This window comes from Aminobacter sp. MET-1 (assembly GCF_026521175.1).
In the GTDB taxonomy this organism is placed as follows: Bacteria; Pseudomonadota; Alphaproteobacteria; order Rhizobiales; family Rhizobiaceae; genus Aminobacter.
This window is the reverse complement of record NZ_JAMSHL010000008.1, coordinates 149,320-170,799: the sequence shown is the minus strand read 5'-3', so window position 1 is coordinate 170,799 and position 21,480 is coordinate 149,320. Positions and strand designations below refer to the sequence as shown.

The window sequence follows — 21,480 nt, the reverse complement described above, 5'->3', positions numbered from 1 at the left end:
TTTCTGTCAGAACAGCGACTTCAGCTGTTCCTTCGTGTAGCCGACACCCTCATCGGTCCGGCCCTGCTTGACCTTCACCGCCCAGGCCGGATCGGCCAGCAGCGCTCGCCCGACTGCAAGGATGTCGAACTCGTCCCGCGCCAGTGGCTTCTCGATCACGTCAAGTGGCGCGACCTCGGCAACATTGAGGCCCGGCCGGTCGAGACCGACGCCACCGACTGCAATCACCGGAAGCCCGGTGATTTTCTTCGTCCAACCGGCAAGCGTCATGTCGTTTTCGGCCGCAAAGCCCGGTTCCCACATGCGGCGCGTCGAGCAGTGCAGGATGCTGACGCCGGCATCGACCAGTGGCTCCAGAACTTCGGCAAGCTCGGCTGGCGTCTCGCCCAGCATCGCCTTGTAGTCCTGCTGCTTCCACTGTGAATAACGGAAGGAGATCGGGAAGTCGGGACCGACCCTGCCACGCATCGCCTCAATCACCTCGACCGCGAACCGTGTGCGCTCGCGCCGGTTGCCGCCATAGCGGTCGGTACGGCGGTTGGATGTCGCCCAGAAGAATTCGTCGATCAGATAGCCATGCGCGCCGTGGATCTCGACGCCGTCGAAGCCCAGTCGCTGCGCCGCTTGCGCAGCTTCGGCATAGGCTTCGATGACCTCGAAGATTTCCGTCTCGGTCATCGCCTTGGTAGGCTCGGCATGACCGGTGAAGGCATTGAGGTTCTCCGACGGCCCCACACCGGGCACGCCCGGTTGCGGCGCCATGGCGGAGTTGCGGAAGCTGCCGGTGTGCCACAGCTGCGGGAAGATCTTGCCGCCGGCGGCATGCACGGCCGCCCGGACCTTGGCCCAGCCGGCCAACGCCGCCTCGCCATGGAAGTTTGGCACGCCTTCATAGCTCGGCGCGGTCGGATGGCCGATATAGGTCGCCTCGGTGATGATCAGCCCGACCTGGTTCAGCGCCCGGCGTGAATAATAGGCCTGCACCTTCTCGTGCGGCACGCCATCGGCGCAGAAATAGCGCGACATCGGCGCCATCGCGATGCGGTTGGAAAGCTCCAGGCCGCCGAGCTTGATGGGCTGGAACAGCTTCTCGGCGATCAGCCCGTCAGAGGTCAGATTGTCAGCGCACACGGTTGCCACGGATTTCATTGCCTTTGCGCATGGTTTCGATGAAGGCTTCGAGCGGTGCCGGCTCGGGCAGCGCTTCGTCGGGGCCGGAACGGGCCCAGAACTCCTTCCAGGACGGAAACAGCTCATGGAATGAGCCCTCATAGGGCTCACGGCCAGGCCAACGCATCTTGCGCGAGCCGACCGGTGGCTTGTTGAGGTCGGTGGCATACCAATAGAGTGGCTGGCGGCGGCGGAAGAACCAGCGGCCGTCGATGCGCTCGTAGCGGTCGTAATACATCATCTGCATGATGACCCACTCGGCGCCGCATTCGTGCTCGTTCTTCGAGTAGACGACCCCCACCGCATTGTCGGCGTCGACGAACTCGATGATGGTCGAGCCGACGTGATGCGAGGTGCCGTCGAACTGCTTGCGCATCGTCTCGTCGAGCCAGTCGCGCAGGGCCGCCCTGCCCGACTTGCCGCCGCCGACCTTGACGTCGGGCGCAAACAGCGAGGCCATCGCGTTCATGTCGCGCATGTCTAGCGCCAGCGAATATTTGGAAATCAGCTGGCGGATCTCGTCGCGCGACTCGAGCCTGTCCAGCCGCGCCAGGATCTCCGCCTGCGCGTCACCAGTCTTGTCCATTGTCACCTCCGGTGGCTGAAGCGCTCGGCGCTTCAGAAGTAGTAGCGGCCGACCATGTCGGCGACGCAGCCCGGCTTGACCGAGCCTTCGATCTCGATGGTTACGCGCACCGTCGTCTGCACGGCATTGCCCGGCAGGAACTCCGCATTGACGAGCTCGCCCGTCGCCCGGACCCTGGAATTGACCGGCACAGGGGCAGGAAAGCGCAGCCGGTCGCAGCCATAGTTGATGCCCATCTTCATGCCCTCGGCCTTGAACAGGTCCGGCAGGAAGCCGTTGATCAGCGAAAACGTCAGGCAGCCATGCGCAACGGTGCCGCCGAACGGGCCGTCCTTGGCGCGCGCCGGGTCGACATGGATCCACTGGTGGTCACCGGTCGCCTCAGCGAACATGTCGATGCGCGCCTGGTCGATGGTTATCCAGTCGGTCGCGCCGAGGTTCTGGCCGATCGCTGCCACCGCCTCGTCGGGCGAGGAGAAGACGAGGCCCATCGTCAGGCCCTCTGGCTGGAGACGGAAACGATCTCGCCAACCATGTAGCCGGCATAATCGCTAGCGAGGAACATCATGACATTGGCGATTTCCCACACTTCCGCCGCGCGGCCGAAAGCCTCGAGGCTGGTAAGCGCATCGAGTTGCTCCTGCGGCGCTGACTTCTTGAGGAAGTCGTGCATGGCAATCGACGGCGACACTGCGTTGATGCGGATGCCGTATTCGGCAGCTTCAACCGCCGAGCAGCGGGTGAAGGCCATGACGCCTGCCTTGGCCGCGGCATAATGCGATTGGCCTTTCTGGGCGCGCCAGCCAAGCACGGAGGCGTTGTTGACGATGGCGCCCTTGCCGCGCGGCTGCATCTTCTTGAGTGCTGCGCGGGTCATGCGCATCGTGCCGGTCAGGGTCACGTCGAGCACCAGGTTCCATTCCTGGTCAGTCATCTCGACCACAGGCTTGAGGCCGCCGAGACCGGCATTGTTGATCAGCACGTCGATGCCGCCGAGCTTGTCTTCTGCAGCGTCCACCAGCGCCTGCACCTGCCCCTCGTCGGTGACGTTGCAGAGCTGGCTGTAGATCTCGACGGTTGGCGAGAATTCGCGCAGCTTCGCCGCAGCTTCCGCCAGGCGACGCTCGTGAACGTCGGAGATCATGATGGCGCGGCAGCCTTCCTCGATCGCCTTGCGGGCGGCGGCAAAACCGATGCCGACACCGGCGGCCGCGGTGATGAGCACCGAGCGGCCCTTGAGCAGGCCATGGCCTTCGACATAGGGCGGGGCGGGAAGGATCTTGGTGGCAGTCATGTCGGGGCGTCCTGGTCTGGTTATTTCTTGAAGTCGGCGTCGCGCTTGCCGACGAAGGCGTCGCGCGCCTCCTGCGATTCCTGGGTGAGATAGGCCTGGGCAGTGAACCCCTGCTCCCAGCGGTATTTCTTTTCGAGATCGCCATCTTCGATGCCGTTCAGCGCCTCTTTGGCGAGACGGATCATGATCGCGCTCTTGGCGGCGATGGTCTTGGCGAGCTTGATGGCAGCGTCGCGCAGTTCCTCACGCGGCACCACCTTCTCGACCGCGCCAAGGCGATAGGCTTCCGCCGCATCGATCGGCTCGCCGGTGAAATACATCTGGCGAACCTTCTGCACCGGGAACAGGCGCTGCAGGTGGGCACCTGCTCCGAGCGCGCCGCGATCTACCTCGGGCACACCGAAAGTCGCGTCAGGCGAGCACAGGATGATGTCGGCCGACCCGCAGATACCGATGCCGCCGCCGAGAATGTAGCCATGGGCTGCCACGATCACCGGCTTCAGGCCGCGATGGATGGCGCGGAAGGTTTCCCAGTTGCCGGCGTTCACCTCAGGGATGCGCTCAGGGTACTTCTGCAACTCCTTGATATCCACGCCGGCGCAAAAGCCCCTGCCCTCGGCGCGGATGACGATCACGCGAACGTCGGCATTGGCGTTGAGCGCGTCGATCTCCTGCGAAAGCGTGCGCCAGCCGACGCTGTCGAGCGCATTCACAGGCGCATTCTCGATCACGAGCTCGGCAATGCCGTCCTCGATCTTGGTCCAAAATTGGTCGCTCATCGAAAATCTCTCCAATCAGTTGGCGGCGACGAGCGCCGAGACGGCCTTGAGCCGCGCTTCCGCCTCGCTGACGATGCGGGCGATCAGCTCTTCGCAGCTTTCGAGCTTGTCGATCATGGCTGCGGCCTGGCCGGATGGCAGCAGGCCGGTTTCGGTGTTGCCCTCGACCACGCCGCGCTGCACCAACGTCGGCAGGTTCGGCGCCATCACGGTCTGGGCGAAGCTGTTCTCGCCGCTCGACAGCACCTTGAGACCAAGCTTGGCCATGGCGATGGGCCCCAGCCCGCTCTCCTTGCCCCATTGGCGGGCGTATTTCATGCTCATGGCTAGCCGCGCCGGCAGGCCCATGCTTTCGAGCCGCTTGATCTCGGCGTTCTCGATGAAGCGCTGCGGCAGGCCGTCGACGGCGGTGGTGGTGCGGATCAGCGTCGGATCCTTGGTGGCGAGGTAGCGGTCAAGCGCGGAACGGGGAACTGGCGATTCCTTGGTCATCAGGAAGCGCGTGCCCATGGCGATGCCCGCAGCACCATAGCCGAGCGCCGCTGCAAGGCCGCGCCCGTCAAAGAAGCCGCCGGCGGCAACGACAGGAACCTTCACCGCGTCGAGCACCTGCGGCAACAGGATGGTCGTCGGCACGGCACCTGTATGGCCACCGCCCTCGCCGCCCTGGACGGTGATGATGTCGGCACCGAGTTCGACCGCCTTGACCGCGTGCTTGACCGCACCCACCGTCGGCATGCAGACGACGCCGGCATCCTTCAGCCGCTTGATCGTCTTGGCGTCGGGCCCACGGCCGTAGCTGACGGCGCGCACCTTGTGCTTGATGACCACCGAGATGACTTCCTCGGCGTTGGGCTGGAACATGTGGAAATTGACACCGAACGGACGGTCGGTCTTCGACTTGATGGCGAGGATCTGGTTCTCGACGTCGCCTGGCTCGGTGGTCGCACCGGCAAAGAAGCCGAAGCCGCCGGCATTGCAGGTCGCAGCGGTGAGATTGGCGTCGGCGACCCAGCCCATGGCCGTCTGCACCACCGGATAGCGGCTGCCGAGGCGTTCGCACAGGACGGTATGCAGGTTCATGGGCATTCTCTCTGGCTGAAGTTCCGGCGACCGCCCGCTTCTCTTGGGCGATCGCACTGTCTTGTTTCAAATGATGCGCCGCACAAACTGGAACATCGTCTGAATGAACTAACGAAAACGATCAGTAGAAGACGCGTCCGCCATTGACCATCAGCGTCTGGCCGGTGATGAAACGCGACTTCTCGCTCGATAGGAAAATCACTGCGTTTGCAATGTCTTCCGGCTCGCTGAGCTCGCCGAGCGGGATCATGTTCTTGGCGCGTTCATAGGCATCCTTGGGGATGCGCTGCATGGCGCGCGTGTTGGTCGGACCGGGGCACACGGCGTTGACGTTGACCTTGAAGGGCCCGAGCTCGCGGGCAAGCGCACGGGTGAAACCGAGCACGCCTGCCTTGGCCGAGGCGTAGTCGACGGTGCCGATGTCGCCGTTCATCGCCGAATCCGACGAGATCGACACGATCTTGCCCGAGCGCCGCTCGCGCATGTCCTCGACCACCTGGCGCGTGCACATCAGCGTCGTCATCAGCGACACGCCAACGACGAACTGCAGCGTCTCGGGCTTGGCCTGCCAGAACTCCGAATAGTTCTCGCGGGCGGTCTGGCCGATGTTGTTGAGCAGCATGTCGATCGGCCCGAGCTCGCGCTTGATCCGGGCAAAGCTGTCTGTCACCACCTCCTGGCTTGTCATGTCGCCGACCAAGGCCAGCGCCTTGACCTTGTGGGCGCGCACCAGTTCGGCGGTTTCGGCCAGTGCTTCGGCCTCGCGGTCGAGGATCGCGACATCGGCGCCTTCCTGGGCATAAGCGATCGCTGCGGCCCGGCCGATGCCGTTGCCGGCGCCGGTGACGACGGCAATCTTGCCGGCGAATTGTCTCTGGTCAGTCATGCTTTCCCTCCCTGCGGAAATGCTGGTCTGTGAACTGATTGGGCGTCAGCCGTGGCGGCCGAAAAGCGTCAGGGCTCGATAGGACAGGTCGTCGGGCCCTGGCAGGCCGGGCGGGCTGCCGGCGGCGAAATCCTTGTAGGCGTCTGCGTCGACGGCCCGCCTTGTCGACCAGTCGAGCGTGATCGAGCGGCCGAGGAAGCGCCACTCGCCATCGTCGCGCCTGTAGCGGTCGAGGCTGCGGCTGCCTGTTATGACCTCATGGGCGTCGGGGCCGTGAGTGCGGTGATAATTGATCTTGTAGACCTCGCCCTCGGCGCGGTCGCCATCGATCTCGAAGCTGGTGTTGACCACGTAGTGTGCGGTCGCAGCGTAGTTGGACAGGGCCTTCTCGACGAAGACCATGTATTCGTCTGGCCCACCCACGAACATATCGCCATGCTCCTCGAAGGCGTCGTCGTGATAGAGGCTACGCAAGAGCTTGAAGTCGCGCCGGTCGACTGCGCGCGAATAGGCCGTCACCAGCCGCCGCAGCGCCTCGCGCACCGCGATTTCCTGAAGATCTGCCTCCCGTATGCCCATGCCAAATTTCCTCCCTGGCCCAGGCGCGTCCTTGCCTCTTACAGCTTGCCGCGCGGCTCCCTGGGCATGCCGAGGCCTTGCTCGGCAATGATGTTGAGCTGGATTTCGTTGGTGCCGCCGTAAATCGTGTCGGCGCGCGCAAACAGGAACATCTGCTGCAGGCGTTCGCGGCGCGGATCGTCCGCTACAATGTTGGCGTCCATCTTCAGCACGTCCATGGCGAGGCGACCGAGATCGCGATGCCAGTTCGACCACTGGTACTTGTAGGTCAGCGCCTCGCGCCGCGTTTCCGCCGACTGGTCGTCGCTGAGTACGCGCATGGCGAGGTAGCGCATGGCGCGCAAGCCGGTCCAGGCATAGGCGACGCGCTGGCGTATTGCGGGCGACCGGTCGGAGCCATTCTCCTTTGATACTTCGACGATCAGGTCGAGTTCCTGCTGGAAGCTCATCTGCTGGCCGAGCGTCGAGATGCCGCGCTCGAAACCGAGCAGGGCCATGGCGATCTTCCAGCCATCGCCGGGCTGTCCCAGAACATCATCGGCCTTGGCGCGCGCGTCGTCGAAGAACACCGAATTGAACTCGGCGCCGCCGCCGATCTGCTTGATCGGGTGGATGTCGACGCCCGGCTGGTCTAGCGGCATGAGCAGGAAGATCAGGCCGTTGCGGCCGACCGAGCCTTCTTCGCAGCGCGCCACGACAAAAATCCAGTCGGACAGATGCGCGAGCGAGGTCCACACCTTCTGGCCCGAAACGATCCAGTCGCCGGTCTCGGGATCGAGTTTCGCACGGGTCTTGATGTTGCCGAAGTCTGACCCGGCGCTCGGTTCGGAATAGCCCTGGGCCCAGAACTCCGTGCCACTGCGGATGCCAGGCAGGAAGCGCTTCTTCTGTTCCTCCGTGCCGAAGGCGATCAGCGTCGGTCCCATCAGCCCCTCGCCGATATGGCCCATGCGGCCGGGACCGCCGGCGCGGCTGTATTCTTCCTGGAATGCCACCTGTTCGGCGACCGACAGTCCGCGTCCGCCGTGCTCGGCCGGCCAACCCGGGCAGGTCCAGCGGCCAGCGGCAAGCTCGCGTTCCCATTCCTTGCGCAGTTCCGGCAGGGCATCACCTTCGCCCGAGCCGCCACGATACTTCAGCGCAGCGAACTTGCCGGTCAGATGGCCAGCCATCCACTCGCGCACCTCGGTGCGGAAAGCGTTCAGTTCGCTCATTTCAAGCCTCCGTCGGCGAAGACAGATGCGGCAATTCGGTCGAGTTGCGCCTCGCGTGCCCCAAGCAGCGCCGCACTCGCCTGCGCGCGCTTGAAATAGAGATGCGGGTCATATTCCCAGGTAAAGCCGACGCCGCCATGCAGCTGGATCGCTTCCTCGGCGGCACGGAACTGGAGATCGGAGGCGAGCACACGGGCTCCGGCGATCTCCAGCGCGCTTTCAACTGCGCCGGAGGTGCCCACACCCTGCGCCGCTCCGAACACCAGCGACCGCGTCTCAGCAACGTCGACCACCAGCTTGGCGCAGCGGTGCTTGATCGCCTGGAAAGACGCGATGGTGCGCCCGAACTGGACGCGCTCGGCGATGTAGGCGAGCGTCACGTCGAGTGCCCCCTGCGCCGCGCCTAACTGTTCGGCGGCAAGGCCAAGATTGGCGAAGGTCAGCGCCCGCTGGAATTGTTCGGCGCTGACGCCTGCGTCATCGATGCGGCTTTCGGCGGAAACCTCCAGCGTCAGTTCGAGCGCAGCGACCGAACGCGTCGCGTCGAGCACCTTGAGTGGCGTGACCACCTGGCCAGAATCACGCGTCAGCGCAAACAGCGCCGTCGTTCCATCTTCCAGCCCGGCCGGCACCAGAACGACATCGGCAACCTCGAAGTCGATAACCTGCGCAACCTTGCCAGCCAGCCTGTACCCGCCGCCGGCACGGATGGCTTTGACCGCAACCGTCGCCGCCGGATCGGCCACAGAAAGATCGGCATAAGCGACGGTCACGGCCATTTCGCCCGCGGCGATGGCGCCTAGGTATCTTACCTTGGCTTCCTCGCTTCCGGCCGACTGCAGAAGCGGTGCCGCCAGGCACACCGTCGACCAGAATGGCACGCAGGCAAGTCGCGCACCGGTAAGTTCCATCAGGATCGCCACCTCGGTGGCACCGAGCCCCAGCCCGCCGAATTCCTCCGGGATCGCCATGGCGCACCAGCCGAGCTCGCGCGAAATGCTGTTCCACAGCACAGCGTCATGGCTGGTGCCGGTGTCGACCACGCGTCGGATCGCTTCGGATGATGACTGTTCGCGCAGGAAGCGCTGTGCCTCCTCGCGGATCATCTGCTGGTCTGGTGTGAATTCGAGCATGCGGTCCCGTCAGGCAAGGAATGGAGCAGCGGTGTCGCGCCACGCGGCAACGAATGCGCTTCATGCCGGATGCCACCGGCCAGCGCCAGCAACATCGTCCAAATGTGGGATGCCGGTGCTTGGTCCGGACTGGTCTGTTCGCAGCAGACTGCCGGCGCGAAACGGTCGCGCATTGCACTGGAGGCGACTATGGGACTCAAGCGTTTCGACAACAAGGTGGTGCTGGTCACTGGCGCCGCATCCGGCATCGGCCGCGCCACAGCACTGCGCCTGGGCTCTGAAGGGGCAACGCTGATCCTCGCCGACCGCAATGTCGACGGCGCACGACAGGTCTGCACCACGGCCAGCGAGCAATATGGCGTCCGCGCCGACGCGCTTGCCTATGACGCAGCCGACAGGGCCTCGGCGCGCCGGATGGTCGACGAAGCGCTGGCGCTGCACGGCCGCCTCGACAGCCTGATCAACAATGCCGGCATCTACCGTCGTGATCATTTCGCCAACCAGACGGGCGACGACTGGTCGCTCGTGTTCGGCATCAACCTCGAAAGCGTCTTCCACATCGTGCACCAGGCGTTGCCGGCACTTATCGCCTCACGCGGCAATGTCGTGTCGACGGCATCGACCGCCGGTCTGCAGGGCATCGCCTATGCCGCCGCCTACGCCGCCTCCAAGGCGGGTATCATCGCCATGACCAAGTCGCTGGCGACGGAATACGCTCCCAAGGGTGTGCGCTTCAATGCCATCTGCCCCGGCCGCGTCCGCACCGAGATCGGCATAGGACTGCAGCCGATCGAGGACCAGAACCCCGACATCATGGTCAAGCCTCCAAAACTCGACGGCAAGGAAAGCGGCGAGCCCGAGGACATCGCCAGCGCCTTCGCCTATCTCGCCTCCGACGAGGCCTGCTTCGTCACCGGCGCCGTGCTGGTGGTCGACGGCGCCCAGACTGTTGGTTGAGTTTTTCTGAGAGAAGCGCCGGCCGTTGAGCCGGCGCACCTGTCCTCAACCTTTGTGGGCGTGGGCCGTGATGACAGGACGGTTGGTCCACGTGCCATCGGCCGTCTGGCGCCATCCGCCGGCAGCCAGCGCGCCGCCGTCGAGATTGATCGTCGTGCCGGTGATCCAGCTCGACAGTGGCGACGCCAGGAACAGTGCGGCACCGGCCGCATCGTCAGGCTGGCCATAACGGCCCAGCGGCATCCAGCGCTTGACCATGTGCTGATGTTCTTCGGGAATCCATTTCAGGATCTGGATCTGCTCGGTTTCGGTCGTCTCCGGCGCGATCGCGTTGACCCTGATGTTTTCAGGCGCGAGTTCGAGCGCCAGGCTCTTGGTGAAGCCGGTGATCGCGGTCTTGAAGGCACTGTAGACGGCGAAGTTGGGAATGCCGCGGAAGGCTTCGATGGTCGAGATGTTGATAATGCTGGCGTTCTCGCCCTGGCGCAGCAGGGGCAGTGCGGCATGCGTCATCAGGAAGATGTGCTCGAGGTTGACGCCGTAGAGCGCGTTCCACTCGGCCCGCGTCGTCTCGGCGAACGGCTTGTGGACCCCGAGGAAGTCGCCGACATTATTGACCAGCACGTCGAGACGGCCGAAACCGTCCTTGACCCGTGCGATCACTTCGTCGACGGCGGCAGCGTCGGTGACGTCGGCGCAGACGACGACGTTGCAGACGTCGGCGGCATCAAGTTCGGCCCGCACCTTGTCGGCGCGACACTGGTCCTTCTCCGCCACCACGACGACGGCCCCGCAACGCCCGAAAGCCAGCGCGATGGCGCGTCCGATGCCGGCCCCGCCACCGCTGATCAGGGTGATTTTGCCCAGCAGTGCGTCTGCCATACCAGCGAGTGAGGTTTCAGCCATGATAGTCCCGTGAAAACAGATAATTGATGTTGATTGTTCAGCCGGCGCGGAAGGTCATGTCGGTACGCCGGTGGGCAAACCGCCAGCCATTGGCGGTGCGGACGAAGCGGTCGAAATAGCGTCCGACGACGCGCGGCAGGGTCGCCGTCGGATCGTCGCGGCTGGTGCCGTGATAGGTGAAGGTCGCAACCCCGCTTGCGCTGTCGGCATCAGTCACGTCGATGACGATGTTGTGCGCCATGTGGATGGTGGTGTCGGTCCGCGCCTTGGCATCGAGATAGGCGCGCATCTCGGAATGGCCTCTGAGCGGCCCCTTCCAGGTTTCCCACAAGCCGTCAGGCGCCCATAGCGCGACCAGTTCCTCATGCCTGTAGTCGTCGACAAGGACGCAGTAGCGCTGCACCAGCTTGGCGCATTCATGTTCGGCGGCCATCCGATCCAAAAGATTCATCCCATCCTCCCCTGATGTCGGTCCACCGTCGCGTCAGATGAAAGCGCCTTCATCCTCCAAACGAACGATGGCGGACGAGCTCGACGCGTCAGCTATGGGCCGACAGCAGATAGCGGAGGAGGAACAGATGTCAGAGCTCGAAGCGAGATTTGCCGCGCTCGAAGCGCGTATTGCAGGATTGGAGGACCAACTTGCCATCTACCAGCTGATCGCCACCTACGGCCCTTCGGTCGACAGCCGCACCGGCAGCGTCACCGCCTCGCTCTGGAGCGAGGACGGCGCCTATGACTTTGGCGGCGACCCGCTCGTCGGCGCCGAAAAGGTCGGTTCGCTGGTCAATATCGAACCGCATATCCACTACGTGGCCGACGGCTGCGCCCATGTGCTCAGCATGCCCCATATCACCGTCAACGGAGACAAGGCCGTGGCGACGGGCTACTCGCGCGTTTACCTCAATCAGGGCGATCACTGGCGTGTCGAGCGCGCTAGCGCGAACCGCTGGGAGCTTGTTCGCACCTCCAACGGCTGGCGCGTCCAGAATCGCGTCAATCGGCTGCTCAACGGCCAGGTCGAAGCGCGCGACCTGCTGTCGAGCGGCGTGAAAAGCGACGACTGACCGCATTCCGTCGATCCTCAGGCCCAAGGAGGTACCCTCGGCTGGCATCGTCCGAACGTGGGATGCCTTCTGGGGCCGGTTCATCGAGTCTGGCCGGCCGGGAGGACACGAAATGAATACACTTCAGGGCAAATCGGTGGTCATCACCGGAGCCGGATCAGGGCTGGGCGCAGCTTATGCACGCCATGCAGCAAGCCTGGGCGCTGCGGTCGTCGTCAACGACATCAGCACTGAGGCCGCGCAGTCGACGGTCGAATCGATCATGGCCGCAGGCGGCAAGGCCGTCGCGCATGCCGGCGACATCTCGTCCTGGAGTTATGCGCAGTCACTCGTCGACGCCTGCATAGACGCTTTCGGCACCATTTCAGGCGTCGTCAACAATGCCGGTATCCTGCGCATCGGCAAGATTCTAGACCTCACCGAGGCGGACATGCGCCGCATGGTCGAGATCAATCTGATAGGCACCGCCGCCTGCGCCAGCCATGCTGCGCGGCGTATGCTCGCCGCCGGCAAGGGCGGCTCGATCATCAATGTCGCCTCAGGTTCCCAGGCTGGTGACGTAGCCCTCGGCGGCTATGGTGCGACCAAGGGCGGCGTGGCGTCCCTCACCTACAGCTGGGCCATGGAGCTGCGTGGCACCGGCGTCCGCGTCAACGCATTGTCGCCGCTGGCGGAAACCGCCATGGCCGCCCAGAACAAGGCGCTGATGGCCGAGCAGGCAGCCAGCCGCGAAGTGCATTATGCTGCCCTGCCCGACGCCGGCGTCAACGCGCCCGTCGTCAGCTTCCTGCTCTCCGACGCTGCCGAAAAGATCAATGGCCAGGTCGTCCGCATCGCCGGCAAGCAGCTGTCCTTCGTCACCCATCCGCTGATCGCCGATCCTGTACTGGAGGGCGAATGGTCCTACGAGGCGGTTGCCGCGGCCTTCGCTGGCCCTCTGGCCGGCAGCCAGCAGCCGCTTGGCCTCGGCTACCAGAGGAAGCCCAAGTGAGCAGCACCGAACACAGGCGGGTCGCCGTCGTCACCGGCGCCAGCCGCGGCCTCGGCCGCGGCATTGCGATTGCACTCGGTGAGGCAGGCTTCACCGTCTATTGTACGGGCCGCAGCGACCGCAAGGCCATCGGCCCATGGGGTGGCACCGTCCGCGACACCGCCGAGGCCATAGATCAGGCCGGCGGCAAGGGTGTCGTTGCCATCTGCGATCATCTCGATGACAGCCAGACCGAAGCTCTTTTTAAACGGGTCGACGCCGAACAAGGCCGTCTCGACCTGCTGGTCAACAACGCCTTTGCCATGCCCGACTGGGCTGTGCCCGACGGCAAATTCTGGGAGCGCCCTTTGTCCTTGTGGCGCGACATGATCGATGTCGGCCTGCGCTCGAGCTATGCGGCCAGCCATTTCGCCGCGCCTATCATGGTGCGCCAGCGTTCCGGCCTGATCGCCAACACCTCCGGCCCGGGCGGCAAGGTCTACCGCCACAGCCTGCCCTATGGCGTCGGCAAGGCCGGCCAGGACAAGCTGGCCCACGACATGGCCCATGAGCTGCACCCCTTCGACGTTGCAGCGATCTCGCTGTGGCCGGGGCTGATCGGCACAGAGCGTACCCTCGCGGGCATCGCTGCTGGCGGCGTGGTCGGCGACAACGCCGGCAACCTGCCGCACATCGAGACACCGTTCTTCATCGGCCGCATCCTGGCGGCAGTCCATGCTGCCGGTGACGCCATGGCCCTCAGCGGCGGCACCTTCTATTCGACCGAGCTTGCCGACCGCTATGGCGTCACAGACGCCGATGGTCGCCGGCCGACATCGCGCCGGCCCCTGTTTGGCGCACCGCTTTACCAGCCCCTGACGGGCGAGGTCGTTCAAGGAACAGCATGATGCCGGACGAACGCCTTAAGAAACCTGCATCGTTGCGGGCTTACAGCGGCGCAATCAGTATTATAATCGATTTGGCTAGACATTCCGGCACCGGACGATTCGACCCTTGGTTGACGACTGTCCAACACAGGGCTTTTCGAAGCGCCGCCAGCCGGGAGGCCGTGCAATGAGCAGGATGGTGCGCATGGTACAGACGGACGCGGGCAGCATCGCCACCGACACCTACGATCGCGACGCCTCGGCGCGTGCGTCGACCAACCCCCGCAAGGAGTTGGTGCGCGAGCAGCTGATCGACATCGCTGCCGAGCTGTTCGACAGCAAGGGTTACGTCCAGACCAGCATCAACGATATCGCCCAGGCGCTGGGGCTCGGCCGTTCGGCCGTCTACCACTACTTCCGCAACAAGGAAGAGATGCTGGCCGCACTGGTCGAATCCGAGGCGCTGACGCCGTCCCACCGGCTGCAGGAACTAATGGCGGAGCCCAGCCTTTCGCCCACCGAGCGGCTGCGCCGCGCCGTGGTTGACGGCATCGTCCGCCGCCTGTCTTCCGGCGCCCGCTTCATTCTGCTGTCGCGGCTTGAAACACAGATCCCGGAGGCGCTCGGCCCGCTTTACAACCAGGGTCGCCGCCACATTTACGACTTCTATGTGCGCTGCATCTCCGACGGCATGGCCTCGGGCGAGTTCCGTACCGTCGATCCCAAGGTCACGGCCTTTGCCGTGATCGGCATGGCCAACTGGACGTCGCGCTGGTACTCGCCTTCAGGCTCCCGCACGCCGACTGAAATCGGCGAGATCATCGCCGACATGGCGCTTGCCGGCCTGCGCGCCCATCACGACCAGCCGCGCGACACTGAGGCGGTGCGCCAGACCATTTCGGGCCTGCGTCAGCAGATCGATGAGCTGGAAAAGCTGGTCAAATAGAAACGGCCGCCGGTTTCCAGACGGCCGCATCATCTCGCAATCTGTTGGAAATCAGTCGAACTTCACGCCGGCATGCTGGATGAAAGCGCTGTAGGTGTCGAAACGGATGATCGGATCCGTGCCGGCGTAAGCGCGGATATGGTCCAGCACCGCCTGGCGCGAGCGTCGCCACATCGGCGGCACGATCTCCAGCATCGGCCCGTAGAGGTCGGGCGAGCGATAATAGAGGATCGACTGGTCCTGGCCGGCGACTCGGATTTCATAGTCGCGCTCGTAGCCAGCGGCTTCGACGCGAGCGGTTGCCTCGGCATGATCATGCACCCAGAAACCCAGATGCTGCAGGCCCTCACGGCCGGCCGCCAAAAAATCCGTGTAGGGCGACGAGGCGTCGTTGGTCTGTTCGATCAGCTCGATCTGCACGTCGCCCATATAGCCGAAGGCGAGCTTGAGCTCGACTTCGACCGGCTGGCCGCGATGCCAGGTGGTGCTGACCGGCTGGCTGACGCCACGCTCCATGAAGATGAACGGGCCGACGCCGAAGACGTCGATCCAGTGGCGCATCGTCTTTTCAACGTCACGGACGACGAAGCCGAGTTGGGTTGCCGGCCCAAGGATAGGTTTCAAACCCTGTGCAAGTCCGAGATCGGCTACGGTCATCATCCCCTCCCCAAGGAACGCCGCCTGCGGAGGCAGGCGGTTCAACGTCTTGAAACTCTGCGTCAGTTGAAGATTTCGAACAGGCCGGCAGCGCCCATGCCGCCGCCGACGCACATGGTGACCACGCCGTATTTCACGCCACGGCGACGGCCTTCGATCAGCACATGGCCGGCCGTGCGCGCGCCGGTCATGCCGAACGGATGACCGACCGCGATGGCGCCGCCATTGACGTTGACCTTGTCCGGGTCGATGCCGAGCGTGTCGCGGCAATAGACCGCCTGGCTGGCGAAGGCCTCGTTGAGTTCCCAAAGACCGATGTCATCGACCTTGAGGCCGTGCTTCTGCAACAGCTTCGGCACCGCGAAGATCGGGCCGATGCCCATCTCCTCGGGTGCGCAACCGGCGACAGCCATGCCGCGATAGGCGCCCAGCGGCTTGAGGCCGAGCTGTTCGGCGCGCCTGGCCTCCATCACGACCAGCGCAGCCGCGCCGTCCGACAGCTGCGACGAGTTGCCAGCGGTCACATATTCGCCAAGCTTTATCACTTCGCCGTCGGCAAAGACCGGCTTCAGCTTGGCCAGTCCCTCGAGATTGGTGTCGGCGCGGAAACCTTCGTCCTGCATCAGGGTCACGTCCTGGAAGCTGGTCTCGTTGGTTTCCTTGTTGACCACCATCTTTCGCGAGGCCATCGGGGCGATCTCGTCTTCAAAGCGGCCCGCCTGGTGGGCGGCAGCCGTGCGCAGCTGGCTGGTCAGCGAGAACTCGTCCTGTGCCTCCCGGCTGATGCCATACTTCTTCGCGACGATCTCGGCTGTCTCGATCATCGTCATGTACATGTGCGGCCACTGCGAGGTCACCGCCTGCGAGCGCGAGCGGTAGCTGTTCTTGTGCTTGTTCTGGGTCAGGCTGATCGACTCGACGCCGCCGGCGACGATCGTCTCCATGCCATCGACGATGATCTGCTTGGCGGCGATCGACACCGCCATCAGGCCCGACGAGCACATACGGTCGATGGTCATGCCCGGCACGCTGTCGGGCAGGCCGGCGGAGGCGGCGCTCAGGCGGCCGATATTGTAGCCCTGCGTGCCCTGCTGGGCCGAGCAGCCCATGATCACGTCTTCAACTGTATCGAGGGCGATGCCGGCGCGCTTGACCGCCTCGCGAACGGCGTGACCCGACAACGCCGGCGCCTCGGTGTCGTTGAAGGCGCCACGGAAGGCCTTGCCGATGGGGGTGCGGGCGACGGAAACGATGACGGCTTCGCGCAAAGGATTGCTCCAGAACAGTTGTTTTAAGCAGGGAACCAGGCAGGCAACGCGCAGGACATTTTCTGCTGCGCAGCGCCCGGAACCGAAGTTTTCCAAATACTTGCTAGGAGCGACGGGGCGGCCGAACATCGTCTGAAAAGACTAACGGCAATTCCGCGTCACGCATCGATGGCAAAAGCCCGGTGCGGAAGGGGCAACGGCGCAGGCAATGCAGCCCGCGCCGAAGAAGGGGTCAGACGTGGTAGCCGCCATCGACATTGATGACCTCGCCGGAAATGAAGCCGGCGCGGCTGGAGGCGAGGAACGACACAGCCTCGGCAATGTCGATCGCCTTGCCGTTGCGGCGCAGCGGCGTGTTCATGGCCGCCGCCTGCATGTATTTGTCGTCGATGTAGCCGAGCTTGCTGAGCTCGGTGTGCTGGCCGGTCTCGATGATGCCGAGCGCCACGCCATTGGAGCGGATGCCGTAGCGGCCCTCTTCCTTGGCGACCCCTTTCATCAGCGCATGGACCGCCGATTTCGGCACGACCGAAAGGCCGTCGGCAGAGGCGAAGCGATACTGCGCCGAACTCTGGCAGGCGACGACAGAGCCGCGCGTCTTGCGCAGATGCGGGATGGCGTAGTGGATCACGTTGAAGAAACCGAAGGCGTCCTGCATCAAATGCTTGCGCATCTGCTCGGGCTCGATCTTGCTGAGATGGATCAGCGGCACCAGCGGCCCGGCAGCGTAGATAACGGTGTGGATCCCGCCAGAGGCTTCGGCGACGCCGTCAATGAAGGCGCGGGTCGCCTCGACATCCTCGATGTTGAGCTTGTGGGTCGAGGCTTTGCGCCCCTCGCTGCGTACGGACTCTGCCGCAGCTTCCGCCTTGGCCTGATTGCTGTGATAGGTCAGCGCCACGTCGCAGCCGTCGCGTGCCAGCACCCGGCAAATCTCAGCGCCGACGCCGCCGCTGCCACCGATGACGATGGCCGCTCCCTCGGCCGGATACAGTCCGCTCATGTCCATCCTCCCTTATGATTTCATCGCCAGCTCGGCATAGTGCCAGCCGAATTCGGCCACCGGCCGTGCCAAAGCACCGGCCTCGCGGGCATGCGCGCTCGCAGCATTGCCATCGACCACACGCTTCATGATGCCCTGGCGAATGCCGGCGACGCGGAACAGGCTGTAGGCCAGATAGGCGTACCAGTGGCGGTCCGACACGCCTTCCTGACGCGTGCCCTTGAGATAGGCGTCGCGATAGCTGCGTTCGTCAGGAATGCCGAGTGCGCCGATGTCGAGGTCGCCGAGGCCGCGATAAGGCTGGTTGGGCAGGCGCCAAGTCAGCATGTGATAGGCGAAATCGGCCATGGGCTCGCCCAGCGTCGACAGCTCCCAGTCGACCACAGCCAACACCCGCGCCTCGGTCGGGTGGAAGATCATGTTGTCGATCCGGAAGTCGCCATGGATCAGCGACGTGCGTGTTTCCGGCGGAATATTGCCGGGCAGCCATTCGATCAGCCGGTCCATCGCCTCGATGATTTCGGTCTCGGAGGCGCGATACTGCTTGGACCACCGGGCCACCTGACGGGCGACATAGTCTCCCGGCTTGCCGAAATCCTCGAGGCCGACAGCCTTGTAGTCGGTGGTGTGGAGAGCGGCTGCGACGCGGTTCATCTCCATGTAGATCGCCTTGCGCTCCGCAGGCGACTGCTCTGGCAAGGCAGGTGCCCAGAACGAACGCCCCTCGACGAAATCCATGACGTAGAACATCGCGCCAACAATGCTCTCGTCGTCGCAGAGCAACCGCGCACCCGCGACCGGCACGTCGCTATCGCGCAAGGCGCTGATGACGCGGAACTCGCGGTCTACTGCATGGGCCGACGGCAGCAACTTCCCGTCAGGCTTCTTGCGCAGCACCAGTTTGCGCACGCCATCAAAAGACAGCAACATCGTCGGGTTGGACTGGCCACCGCGGAAGCGCTCGACCGAAAGCTCACCCTCGCAACCCTCAATGTTGGCCTTGAGATAGCCATGCAGCCGCGCGACGTCGATCTTGCTGTCGGCGGCGAGCGGCTCGGTGCCGACAAAACGGCTGGCATCCATGGCGCGCCTCCCCGCTCAATCCACGTATTTGGCGAGTTCGATGCGCCCGATCTGGTTGCGGTGCACCTCGTCGGGGCCGTCGGCGAAGCGCAGCTTGCGGGCATGCGCATAATAGTTGGCGAGCACGAAGTCCTGTGAAACGCCAGCAGCGCCATGCGCCTGGATCGCCCAGTCGATGACCTTGCAGGCCATGTTCGGCGCGGCCACCTTGATCATGCCGATCTCGGCGCGCGCCGCCTTGTTGCCGACAGTGTCCATCATGTAGGCGGCCTTCAGCGTCAGCAGCCGGGCCTGGTCGATGAGGATGCGGGATTCGGCAATGCGCTCGAGCGTCACCGACTGTTCGGCGATCGGTCGGCCGAAGGCGACGCGGCTCTTCACCCGCCGGCACATCAGCTCCAGGCAACGTTCGGCAAGGCCGATCAGACGCATGCAGTGGTGGATACGCCCCGGTCCGAGGCGCCCCTGTGCGATCTCGAAGCCGCGGCCTTCGCCGAGCAGCATGCTGGATACCGGCACACGCACATTCTCGAACAGCATGTCCATGTGGCCATGCGGGGCATCGTCGTAGCCGAACACCGTCATCGGCCGCAGCACCTTGATGCCTGGCGTGTCCATCGGCACCAGGATCATCGACTGCTGCTGGTGCTTGGCCGCATTGGGGTCGGTCTTGCCCATGAAGATCAGCAGCTCGCAATGGCGGTCGCCCACACCCGAAATCCACCATTTGCGGCCGTTGATGACATAGTCATCGCCGTCGCGGACAATCGAGCTCTGGATGTTGGTCGCGTCACTGGAAGCGACGTCAGGCTCGGTCATGGCGAAGGCCGAGCGGATCGAACCGTCGAGCATGCCGGGCAGCCAGCGCGCCTTCTGCTCCTCGGTGCCGTAGCGCTCGATGGTCTCGATGTTGCCGGTGTCGGGCGCTGAACAGTTGAAGATCTGCGACGAGAAATGCACCCGGCCCATGACTTCGCAGAGCGGTGCGTATTCGGTGTTGGTCAGGCCCGCACCATGAGAAGAATCCGGCAGGAACAGGTTCCACAGTCCGGCGGCCTTGGCCTTGGTCTTCAGTTCTTCAAGAACAGCCGGATGCCCCCAGCGGTCTGCTTCCACTTCCTCGTGATAGCGGCGTTCATTGGGATAGACATGCTCGTCCATAAAGGCATTGAGCCGTTCGAGCAGGTTTTTCGTCTTGTCGCTGTATTCGAAGTCCATCTTGCGTCCGCCAATGCCATTCCAAGGAAGAACCGCCGGCAGATGACTGCCGGCGGCGATGTCGTCACGCGGCGCGGACGCCTGAAGGATTGCCCTTCAGCACGGTGGCGCGGACATTGTATGGGTCGAGCTTGGCGATGATGGCCAGCTGTTCCTCGGTCGGGGCTGCCGTGGTGGTCATGCCTTCGGCGCGCAGCAGTGGGAAGCCGGTGGCATCCTGTACCTGCTCGAAGGTGACGCCAGGATGCAGCGACAGCACCTGGGCTGCATGATCGGGACCGTTGAAGTCGAACACGCACAGGTCGGTGATGACCACGCCGAGCTTGACGTCGGCGGGCTTGGCGCCCTCCGGCCAGTTCTTGGCGTTATAGCCGACGCTTGCCACCACATCGACCTCACCCTCGACGAAGGTGCGCTTCGAATGGTTGGGCAGGAACATCGAGTTCTTGTGGCAGATCGAGTTGCCCGGGAAGCCGCGGACGCCCAGCATCGCAACCTTCGGCTTCTGGAACTCGCCGCCCAGTGCGGAGATGTTGCCCTGGCCGTAGCGGTCGACCTGCACGGGCGTCACCATGGCGTGGCGGCGACCGCTCCAGACGCTGTCAAAGACGCGGCTGTAAGGCATCCAGCCTGACAGCTTCGGCTTGTAGTCGCCGCGCGGTCCAAGCGGGATCGGGTCTTCGACGAGGTAGGCCTCGCCGTCGGTCATCATGATGCCGGGGGCGCAGGTCAGCTTGGCAAGGCCAGCCGCAAGCCTCGGCAGCGGGCCGATGCCGGTGGCGAGAACTTCACCATCGGCAGCCCATGCCTGCGCGCCGGCGGCGATGATCAGTTCGGCAAGAGTGAATTCTTTTGCAGTCGTCATGTCGTGTCCGATCAGAAAATGGGGAGCGGCAGGGCGCGGATCTTGGCTTCGCCGCCAACGCTCGCGGCGTAGCTGGCCTCGTCGCCCTTCACATATTGGTCGAAATAGCGCTGCCAGCCGCCCTCTTCGGTCGCCGATGCGGCGTAGTCCTTGAGGTGCCCCATGTCCCAGCCATAGGCGTCGTGTGCCGCCGTCGGGTGGGCGCCGAGCGGTGCCTTGACCACGCCGGTTACCAGGCAGCGCTCGAACAGCTGGCTCTTGGCCTTGTCGGAATACTCGGCGTCGATGCGGTCGACCAGCACCTCGGTGGTGACGAACACCTTGTTGGCGGCGCGCGCAAACAGGCCGTCGAAGAACGGGTCCGGACCGTCGGTCTGGGTGTTGCCCAGGCGGTCGGCGCGGCTGGTGTGGATCAGCGCCACGTCGAGCTTGATTGCCGGCATCGCCAGCAACACTTCGCCGTCGTGGTAAGGCGACTTCACCGTCTTGAAGTGCGGATTGTACTTCATGACGTCGGAGCCGAGGCCGACGCGCGTCGCGGCGAAGGGAAGGTTGTGGCCAGCAGCCTGCAGGCCGAGCAGCAGAAGGCCCTCGTCGAGTTCCGCGACCTCGACAGCACCTGCTTCGCGCGCCTTGCGGAAGTAGGGCTCGATCGGCATCGCATCGAGCGAGACGAAGCCATACATCAGCTTCTTGACCTTGCCCGCAGCACACAGCATGCCGATTTCCGGCCCGCCATAAGCGACGAGCGTCAGGTCCTTGAGGTCCGAGCGCAGGATCTCGCGCACCAGCGCCATCGGCTTGCGACGGGGACCCCAACCGCCAAATCCGATCGTCATGCCGTCGCGCAGCTGGGCGACGACCGATTTCAGGTCCATTTCCTTGTTCATAGATACCTAATCCGTTTGTTCTTCGTATTGTTTCGACAA

24 protein-coding genes are annotated in these 21,480 nt (G+C 64.2%); 5 read left to right on the top strand and 19 right to left on the bottom strand.

Annotation, left to right across the window (positions count from 1 at the left end):
• Positions 1-6: 6 nt before the first annotated feature.
• The 10 genes from NDO48_RS13975 to NDO48_RS13930 form a co-directional block, all read right to left on the bottom strand.
• Entirely contained in the window at positions 7-1,140 is a 1,134-nt protein-coding gene (locus tag NDO48_RS13975; protein ID WP_267321674.1) for an NADH:flavin oxidoreductase, read from the bottom strand.
• On the bottom strand, positions 1,121-1,756 hold the full coding sequence (locus tag NDO48_RS13970) for a nuclear transport factor 2 family protein (RefSeq protein WP_267321661.1): 636 nt from the start codon (positions 1,754-1,756) through the stop codon (positions 1,121-1,123). Before NDO48_RS13970 ends, NDO48_RS13975 begins: the two co-directional genes overlap by 20 nt.
• 32 nt (positions 1,757-1,788) lie before the next feature.
• Entirely contained in the window at positions 1,789-2,247 is a 459-nt protein-coding gene (locus tag NDO48_RS13965) for a MaoC family dehydratase (protein WP_018427907.1), read from the bottom strand.
• Between the two features lie 2 nt (positions 2,248-2,249).
• Entirely contained in the window at positions 2,250-3,050 is an 801-nt protein-coding gene (locus NDO48_RS13960) for an SDR family oxidoreductase (RefSeq protein WP_018427908.1), read from the bottom strand.
• A gap of 20 nt (positions 3,051-3,070) precedes the next feature.
• On the bottom strand, positions 3,071-3,829 hold the full coding sequence (locus NDO48_RS13955; RefSeq protein ID WP_267321660.1) for an enoyl-CoA hydratase family protein: 759 nt from the start codon (positions 3,827-3,829) through the stop codon (positions 3,071-3,073).
• Positions 3,830-3,844: 15 nt separating this feature from the next.
• Entirely contained in the window at positions 3,845-4,912 is a 1,068-nt protein-coding gene (locus NDO48_RS13950; protein WP_018427910.1) for an NAD(P)H-dependent flavin oxidoreductase, read from the bottom strand.
• Positions 4,913-5,033: 121 nt separating this feature from the next.
• Positions 5,034-5,798: an SDR family NAD(P)-dependent oxidoreductase gene (locus NDO48_RS13945; RefSeq protein ID WP_018427911.1), complete on the bottom strand. Its 765-nt coding sequence runs from the start codon at positions 5,796-5,798 to the stop codon at positions 5,034-5,036.
• A 45-nt stretch (positions 5,799-5,843) separates the two neighbouring features.
• Complete coding sequence (locus tag NDO48_RS13940; RefSeq protein WP_018427912.1) at positions 5,844-6,377, bottom strand: nuclear transport factor 2 family protein; 534 nt, start codon at positions 6,375-6,377, stop codon at positions 5,844-5,846.
• A gap of 38 nt (positions 6,378-6,415) precedes the next feature.
• Positions 6,416-7,591 (bottom strand): acyl-CoA dehydrogenase family protein, encoded by a 1,176-nt coding sequence (locus NDO48_RS13935; protein WP_018427913.1) that lies wholly within the window; start codon positions 7,589-7,591, stop codon positions 6,416-6,418.
• Complete coding sequence (locus tag NDO48_RS13930; RefSeq protein WP_267321659.1) at positions 7,588-8,724, bottom strand: acyl-CoA dehydrogenase family protein; 1,137 nt, start codon at positions 8,722-8,724, stop codon at positions 7,588-7,590. The genes NDO48_RS13935 and NDO48_RS13930 overlap by 4 nt, the downstream gene beginning before the upstream one ends.
• A 189-nt stretch (positions 8,725-8,913) precedes the next feature.
• Here NDO48_RS13930 and NDO48_RS13925 point away from each other — a divergent pair, with 189 nt between their 5' ends.
• Positions 8,914-9,681 carry an SDR family NAD(P)-dependent oxidoreductase gene (locus tag NDO48_RS13925; RefSeq protein ID WP_026227188.1) on the top strand — a complete coding sequence of 256 codons (768 nt, stop codon included), beginning with the start codon at positions 8,914-8,916 and terminating at the stop codon, positions 9,679-9,681.
• Between the two features lie 45 nt (positions 9,682-9,726).
• Here the strand turns inward: NDO48_RS13925 and NDO48_RS13920 are convergent, their stop codons facing one another.
• Positions 9,727-10,587, bottom strand: coding sequence for an SDR family NAD(P)-dependent oxidoreductase (locus NDO48_RS13920; RefSeq protein WP_198292856.1), 861 nt, complete (start codon positions 10,585-10,587; stop codon positions 9,727-9,729).
• A 37-nt stretch (positions 10,588-10,624) separates the two neighbouring features.
• A complete protein-coding gene (locus NDO48_RS13915) occupies positions 10,625-11,038 on the bottom strand; it encodes a nuclear transport factor 2 family protein (protein ID WP_081623467.1) in 414 nt (137 codons plus the stop codon).
• Positions 11,039-11,165: 127 nt separating this feature from the next.
• Between NDO48_RS13915 and NDO48_RS13910 the strand changes: the two genes are divergently transcribed.
• From NDO48_RS13910 to NDO48_RS13895, 4 genes are all read left to right on the top strand, one after another.
• The gene (locus NDO48_RS13910; RefSeq protein WP_026227189.1) at positions 11,166-11,654 is read left to right on the top strand and encodes a nuclear transport factor 2 family protein; all 489 of its coding nucleotides are present in this window, start codon (positions 11,166-11,168) and stop codon (positions 11,652-11,654) included.
• Between the two features lie 112 nt (positions 11,655-11,766).
• Complete coding sequence (locus tag NDO48_RS13905; RefSeq protein WP_018427919.1) at positions 11,767-12,645, top strand: SDR family NAD(P)-dependent oxidoreductase; 879 nt, start codon at positions 11,767-11,769, stop codon at positions 12,643-12,645.
• Positions 12,642-13,532 carry an SDR family NAD(P)-dependent oxidoreductase gene (locus NDO48_RS13900; protein ID WP_018427920.1) on the top strand — a complete coding sequence of 297 codons (891 nt, stop codon included), beginning with the start codon at positions 12,642-12,644 and terminating at the stop codon, positions 13,530-13,532. Before NDO48_RS13905 ends, NDO48_RS13900 begins: the two co-directional genes overlap by 4 nt.
• 166 nt (positions 13,533-13,698) lie before the next feature.
• On the top strand, positions 13,699-14,457 hold the full coding sequence (locus NDO48_RS13895) for a TetR/AcrR family transcriptional regulator (protein ID WP_018427921.1): 759 nt from the start codon (positions 13,699-13,701) through the stop codon (positions 14,455-14,457).
• A 51-nt stretch (positions 14,458-14,508) separates the two neighbouring features.
• Here NDO48_RS13895 and NDO48_RS13890 read toward each other — a convergent pair whose 3' ends face one another.
• The 7 genes from NDO48_RS13890 to NDO48_RS13860 form a co-directional block, all read right to left on the bottom strand.
• The gene (locus tag NDO48_RS13890) at positions 14,509-15,114 is read right to left on the bottom strand and encodes a VOC family protein (RefSeq protein WP_267321658.1); all 606 of its coding nucleotides are present in this window, start codon (positions 15,112-15,114) and stop codon (positions 14,509-14,511) included.
• A 62-nt stretch (positions 15,115-15,176) separates the two neighbouring features.
• Positions 15,177-16,382 (bottom strand): acetyl-CoA C-acyltransferase, encoded by a 1,206-nt coding sequence (locus tag NDO48_RS13885; protein WP_018427923.1) that lies wholly within the window; start codon positions 16,380-16,382, stop codon positions 15,177-15,179.
• Between the two features lie 232 nt (positions 16,383-16,614).
• On the bottom strand, positions 16,615-17,385 hold the full coding sequence (locus NDO48_RS13880; RefSeq protein ID WP_026227190.1) for an SDR family NAD(P)-dependent oxidoreductase: 771 nt from the start codon (positions 17,383-17,385) through the stop codon (positions 16,615-16,617).
• A 12-nt stretch (positions 17,386-17,397) separates the two neighbouring features.
• Positions 17,398-18,468 carry a phosphotransferase family protein gene (locus NDO48_RS13875; RefSeq protein WP_018427925.1) on the bottom strand — a complete coding sequence of 357 codons (1,071 nt, stop codon included), beginning with the start codon at positions 18,466-18,468 and terminating at the stop codon, positions 17,398-17,400.
• 15 nt (positions 18,469-18,483) lie between these two features.
• Positions 18,484-19,686 (bottom strand): acyl-CoA dehydrogenase family protein, encoded by a 1,203-nt coding sequence (locus NDO48_RS13870; RefSeq protein WP_018427926.1) that lies wholly within the window; start codon positions 19,684-19,686, stop codon positions 18,484-18,486.
• 64 nt (positions 19,687-19,750) lie between these two features.
• Positions 19,751-20,551 (bottom strand): CoA-transferase subunit beta, encoded by an 801-nt coding sequence (locus tag NDO48_RS13865; protein WP_018427927.1) that lies wholly within the window; start codon positions 20,549-20,551, stop codon positions 19,751-19,753.
• Positions 20,552-20,562: 11 nt separating this feature from the next.
• The gene (locus NDO48_RS13860) at positions 20,563-21,441 is read right to left on the bottom strand and encodes a CoA transferase subunit A (RefSeq protein WP_018427928.1); all 879 of its coding nucleotides are present in this window, start codon (positions 21,439-21,441) and stop codon (positions 20,563-20,565) included.
• Positions 21,442-21,480: the final 39 nt, after the last annotated feature.